This window comes from Neoroseomonas rubea (assembly GCF_016106015.1).
Taxonomy (GTDB): Bacteria; Pseudomonadota; Alphaproteobacteria; order Acetobacterales; family Acetobacteraceae; genus Neoroseomonas; species Neoroseomonas rubea.
This window is the reverse complement of sequence record NZ_JACADQ010000260.1, coordinates 1-6,049: the sequence shown is the minus strand read 5'-3', so window position 1 is coordinate 6,049 and position 6,049 is coordinate 1. Positions and strand designations below refer to the sequence as shown.

Sequence of the window (6,049 nt, the reverse complement as noted above, 5' to 3'; positions counted from 1 at the left end):
TGTCGGCCGCGGCACCGCCGGCGAGCGAGTTGGCGAAGCCGTTGCCGACCAGGGTGTTGGCGAGGCCGTTGCCGATGCCGTTCTGCGCCGCACCGGCAGTCAGCACCAGCGTCTCGATGTTGGCGCCAAGCGTATAGGCCGCCCCTGCCGTGGCCTGGACGGTGTCGCTGCCGGCGTTCAGCGCCTCGACGATGACATCGGCCTGGCTCTCGACCCGATAGAAATCATCGCCTATGCCGCCAAGCAGGCTGTCGGTGCCCGTGCCGCCGTCAAGCGTGTCGTTGCCGGCATCGCCCGATATCGTATCGTCGCCTTCAACCCCCGTGAGGACGTTCGCTACGCTGCTTCCGATAATGCGGTCGCTGAACCGGCTACCAGTGACATTCTCGATCGAGATGAGGAGATCGATTGCCCCCTGGCCATCGTTTGCGACGCCGGTGACAAGGTTCACTGTCACGCCGGTCGTCTGGTCGCCGGCCGTGCTGTTGTAGCGCGTCGTATCGGTCCCGTCGCCGCCATCTAGCGTGTCGTTGCCCCCCAAACCATCGAAGGCATTATCCTGGCTGCTTCCACGTATTGAGTCGCTGCGCTGCGATCCGGTGACGTTCTCGATGTCGATCAGAGTGTCAGTCCCACCCCAGGCGTCGATCGCCGTAGGCGTCGCGGCCGCGAGGTCTACGAGGATACCGCGCGTCTGAGCGGGCACGTTGCCGGATGTTGCGCGGTAACTCACCCGATCCGTGCCTGCGCCTCCGTCAATGAAGTCATTGCCGTTGAAAGGCTGGAAGATATCGTTGCTCGAAGACCCGATGATCGTGTCGTTGCCAGTTGTGGAACGCACTTCCTCGAAGGCGATGATCGTGTCGATCGCGCCGTTGCCGTGAAGCGTGCGCTCGAGCGCCATGTTGACCGACACAGCCCCGGTCACGTCGGCATAGTCGAGAATATCGGCCCCGCCGCCTTCCCGCGCATCGAGGTAGTCATTGCCGCCACGGCCCCGGAAGCGTTCCGTGCCCGTGGTGCCAAACATCGTATCCGAGCCAGACGTCCCGCGGATGTAGGCGATGTCCACGAGCGAGTCTGTTCCGCCACCGACGACCGATGCGGAGCCAAGCGCGAGGTCGACCGACACGCCTGTGGTGCTCGCGAAGACATAGTCGACGGCGAGTGCGGTGCTGCGATCCGAGGTTCCGATGATCGTATCGTCACCGCCGCTGCTGCGGACAAAGAAGCCCGCATCGGTGTTGACCGACGAGACCTGGATCAGGTCACCGGCGTCGGATCCGAACAGGCCCTCAATGTCGCGCGCGATGTCAGTATCCGCGCCCGACGAGATCGTCGCGTTGTTTCCAGTCGCGGAAGCAGCGATCTGAACGGTGATCGCCGTGCCATCGCCGGCATAGGTCACCTCGTCGAAGCCGCTTCCCCCGATCAGCAGATCGCTGCCTGCTTCGCCTCGGAGCGTATCGTTACCCGCCCCGCCAATGAGCGTGTCCGCCGCACTGCTGCCAATGAGGGTGTCGTTTAACACTCCGCCTAGGACGTAGGTGAAGCCCGCAATGGTATCAGCGCCTTCGCCTGATGCTCGCTCGCTTGCGAGGTTGACGCTTACGCCACTCCCGGCTCCGCCGAAGTCGACCGTGTCATTGCCGCCGCCGCCGATCAAGACGTCGTTGCCGCCCTGCCCGCGGATCAGTTCGGCTCCAATGCTGCCCACAATGCTGTCGTTGCCGCTGCCGCCTCGAACTTCCTCGATGCTGACGAGCGTATCGATGCCACCTTCACCGTCGGAGAGAGCCCGCCCGACCGAGAGGTCGACGGTCACGGGGGCGGTTGATTCGCCGTAGTCTGCCATGTCGCTGCCGGCGCCGCCGTCGATCGAGTCATTGCCGCCGCGGCCGCGGAACCTGTCGTCGCCAGCGCCGCCTATCAGCGTGTCGCCAAGCGACGAGCTACGCACCGCCGTGAAGCCGGAGAAAGTGTCTGTGCCGCCGAGACCGTCTCTCGCAAGACCGGTCGCGAGATTCACTGAGACGCCTGCGGTAGCGCTCAGATAGTCGAGGAAGAGGCCACGATTGGCCTGCGCGGGGCCGATGATCCTGTCGCCGCCGCCATTGCCGCGCGCGTAAAAAAGGAAGGTGCTTGTTTCGATGGAGCTGACGGTGATTGTGTCGTTGCCGCCGGTCCCGTCGATTTGTTCGAAGTTGCGGATGGTGTCGACACCGGCCGCGCCGCCGGAACCCGTGACAGTCACGCTCGCATTGTTGGAGGCGTTCGTGCCCGTCAGCCCATTGGAGCTGATGACTGCCCGAAGCGGCTGCGACGTCGAGACATCGCGATAGTTGACGACATCGAAGCCGATATCGCCATCAACGAAGTCACTACCCGCACCCTCGAGGATAAAATCGTTTCCGGAACCGGCCAGCAACGAGTCATTGCCAAGATTGCCGGTAAGAAGATCATTATTCGCACCGCCAAGCAGGGTGTCGTTTCCGGTGCCGCCATCGAGAAAGTCGTTGCCGTTGCCGCCGTCAATGGTGTCGTCTCCGCCAGCGGCGAGAACGGAGTCGTTTCCATCGCCTGCGGAAATGAAGTCGGCACCTCCGGTCGCGGGGCCACCGACGACGCCACCAGAGACCAGAACCTCATCGATCGTGTCGGCGCCGCTGGTGCCGACGATTGTGACGGTGGGGCCGTTGATGAATGTGCCAGGGACGAAGAAATCCGGAGTGATGGTCAGCGCACCGCCGGCCGGGGGCAGCACCAACACAGCAAAGTCCGTGGAGTCGAGCACACCGTCGCGGTCGAGATCAGCGACCACCCAGCTGCCGCCGAACGCGCGTTGAATATTGTAGACCGATGTCTGCGTGCTGCTCGCGCCATTGGGCAGCGCCTGGCCGACGGAGAGCGATGGCTGGGCGCCCAAAAGTCCCGTCGCGTCTCCCCGCCAAACGAGATCGAGCGTGCCGGTTGTGTCCAGCCCGTCCAGAATGGAGAGGTTATCGCCATCTGCAGCAACGAAGTCGCTAACGACATCCGGCGCAGCTACGGTGCCTCCTTGGCCGTTGTTCGCAAGGTAGAAGCGGTCGGCGCCGCTGCCGCCGGTCAGAGTGTCCTGGCCGCCGTTGCCCTCGAGGAAGTCGTTTCCGGCGCCGCCAACAAGTGAGTCATCTCCAAGACCCCCGGAGAGATTATCATCAGCGTCGCCGCCAAGAAGAGTATCGTTCCCACCCACGCCGATGACTACATCTTGCCCGCCACCGGCATCGATGAAGTCGCTACCAGTTGCGGCATTATTTGAAGACCCAACGATGAGATCATTGGATTCAGTAGAGGTTTGGCCACCTGCCGTATTGACAGTCGTAGTGATGGTGTCGCTGCCATCGGAGCCGAAGATATTGGCCATGTGTTTTGGAGCCCGGACAAAGAGACGAGCATGATCGTCCGGCAGCGCACCGTTCACAACAACGTGAAAAGGGTATTACTTTTCTTTAATGCAACTCTTAGTTGTGATCCGGGCTGAGGCCGCCCTGCCGCGTCCACTGATCTGAGCCCGAGAAACTGGAGCAGTCGGAGGTAGAGTTTTCAGTGCCGAGTTTTCCCTGGGCTGGGAGGAGCAGAGGCGATGAAGGCCTCGAAGTTCAGTGATGCGCAGAAGGCGTTCATTCTGAAGCAAGGCGCGGAGGGAATGCCGGTGGCGGAGGTCTGCCGTAAGGCGGGGATCAGCCAGGCGACGTTCTTCAATTGGAAGAAGAAGTACGACGGGATAACGCCGCCGGAGATGCGGCGGCTGAAGCAGTTGGAAGACGAGAACGGGAAGCTGCCGAAGCTGGTGGCGGACCTGTCGCTGGATCGCGAGATGCTGCAGGGCGTCATCCGCCGAAAAACTTAAGGCCTGGTCGCAAGCGCCAACTCACCGACGCGGTGCGGCGGGAGTGGGACGTGTCGATCCGGCGCGCATGCCGGGTTCTGGAGGTGGACACGTCGACCTACCACTACCGCTCACGTCGACCCGACCAGGCCGGCCTCGAGGGGCGCATCAGGGAGATCTGCGCGACACGCGTGCGCTACGGCTATCGGCGCGTGCATGTGCTTTTGCGACGGGAGGGATGGTGCGTGAACCACAAGCGGACCTGCCGGATCTATCGGGAGCTCGGCCTGCAACTGCGGAACAAGACGTCCAAGCGAAGGGTCAAGGCGAAGCTGCGCGAGGATCGCCGGCCAGCGAGCCGGGCGAACGAGACCTGGGCGATGGACTTCATCCACGACCAGCTCGCGACGGGGCGGAAGATCCGGGTGCTGACGGTAGTCGACACCTTCTCGCGCTACTCCCCGGTGCTCGATCCGCGGTTCAGCTATCGGGCCGAGGATGTTGTGGCGGCGCTGGAGCAGGCCTGCGCCGTGCTGGGCCATCCGAAGACGATCCGGGTCGACCAGCGTTCAACGGGCGCGTCCGCGCGGAATGCCTGAACGCGCACTGGTTCCTGACGCTTGCCGATGCGCGGGAAAAGTTGGACGCTTGGCGCAGATACTACACCCGCATGGGGCGATCGGGCAGAAGGCGCCCATTTGCCTACAGAACCCCGGTGGCATCACCAACCCGCCACCGTGATCAAGGCCCGAAAACTCCACTTTCGGGCGCTCCAACGTCGGGGCTCGGAGCATCCCTTCGACGGACTCCAGATCAGGGCGGGGACATCCAAGGGGGCAGGATCAATCTCGAACGCGCTCACCCTCTCGTAGGCGGAGAACGCCGTGGTCTGCATCACCGCTCTCCTTCAGGGCCGAACGTCAAGGCGCTTCAGCACGCCGTCCACGCCGAAGACGTGCCAGGCATCGTCCTCCGCCAGCTGCCGCTCCTGCTTGCTCGGCACCGAGCCGAGCGGCGTGACCACGCTCACGCGCGTGTCTGCCTCAGCACGCATCTGCGAGGAAGTAGGCGACCAGCCCTTCCAGCGTCAGTAGCTTGGGCATGTCCGCTTCCGGAATGGCGCACCCGGTCCGCTCGTGCAAGGCCGTGACGAAGCTGAGGAAATCCATGGAATCCAGATCGAGCGCCTCGCGCAGGTCAGCATCGGCAGGCACCTTCGAAACATCGGCCTCCGGCGCGATGCCGCCGAGGATGTCCGCCACCAACGCGATCGTCTCGTCCGGCCTCATAGTGCCTCCGGCTTCTGCAGCAGCGCGCCGATGCGGGCGAGCAGCAGCCCGCCACGATGGCCGTCGGAGGCGCGGTGATCGCCCGCCAAGGTCACTGCCACAACGCGGCGCGGCACCACCGCGCCATCCACCACCCATGGGCGCTCGACGACGCGGCCGAATCCCAGGATCGCGACCTGCGGCGGGTGGATGATGGGCAGTACGCTCTCGGCCCCACGGTCGCCGAGGCTGGTCACCGTGATCGTCGCGTCGGTGAGCTCGGAACCGCGCATACCGCCGCCGCGCGCGCGCGCCACCAGGTCGCGCATCGCGGCCATTAGCGCATCAAGCGGCAGGCGGTCAGCATGACGGATGGCCGGGGCGACGAGGCCGCCGCCGCGCAGGGCAACCGCCCAGCCGACATGCACGCCCTCGCCCGGGCGGAATCCACTGTCCTCCCAGAAGCCATTCAACTCGGGGGTGTCCGCCAGGGCGAGCGCTGCCGCGCGCAACATCATCGCTGCCGGTAGCAGACGCTCGGGCGGTGCCCGTCCGGCATTCAGCCGATCGACCCGTTCCAACGCCGGGGAAACGTCCACGGTCTGGGCTAGATAGTAGTGTGGGATCTCACGCTTGGACCGGCTCATGGCCGCGGCGATCGCCTTGCGCATGCCAAGCGCGTCGAAGCCGCCGCGGCGAAGCGGCGCCTCGACCGTCAAGTCGGCAAGACAGATCGCGCCATCCACGCCGGTGCCGCGCAGACCTTCCAGCACAATGCCGAGCACCGCCGCGCGATGGCGCGCGGCGGGCGTTGCGCGGACGTGGCGCATGCCCGTTGTTGGCGCGGGCGCCAGCGGTGGCGGGACGGGCGGCGGCGCGACGACCGGGGGCGGCCCGATGGGCTTGGCGG

Annotated in this window: 4 protein-coding genes and 1 pseudogene; 1 reads left to right on the top strand and 4 read right to left on the bottom strand. The window is 64.8% G+C overall.

The annotated features are described in order from the left end of the window. Positions 1 to 3,406 (bottom strand): beta strand repeat-containing protein (locus HW577_RS18925; protein ID WP_408639541.1); only part of this gene is annotated, 3,406 nt, incomplete at its 3' end. A gap of 219 nt (positions 3,407 to 3,625) precedes the next feature. Between HW577_RS18925 and HW577_RS18920 the strand changes: the two are divergent. Then, positions 3,626 to 4,612, top strand: a pseudogene (locus HW577_RS18920) (IS3 family transposase). Positions 4,613 to 4,778: 166 nt separating this feature from the next. Here HW577_RS18920 and HW577_RS26940 read toward each other — a convergent pair. The 3 genes from HW577_RS26940 to HW577_RS18910 form a co-directional block, all read right to left on the bottom strand. Continuing rightward, positions 4,779 to 4,901, bottom strand: a complete 123-nt coding sequence (locus HW577_RS26940; RefSeq protein ID WP_269769571.1) for a BON domain-containing protein — start codon at positions 4,899 to 4,901, stop codon at positions 4,779 to 4,781. 13 nt (positions 4,902 to 4,914) lie between these two features. Next, on the bottom strand, positions 4,915 to 5,160 hold the full coding sequence (locus HW577_RS18915; RefSeq protein WP_198377697.1) for an acyl carrier protein: 246 nt from the start codon (positions 5,158 to 5,160) through the stop codon (positions 4,915 to 4,917). Next, positions 5,157 to 6,049, bottom strand: an 893-nt coding sequence (locus HW577_RS18910) for a 2-oxo acid dehydrogenase subunit E2 (RefSeq protein WP_198377696.1), incomplete at its 5' end; no start/stop codon positions are given. The genes HW577_RS18915 and HW577_RS18910, both read right to left, overlap by 4 nt.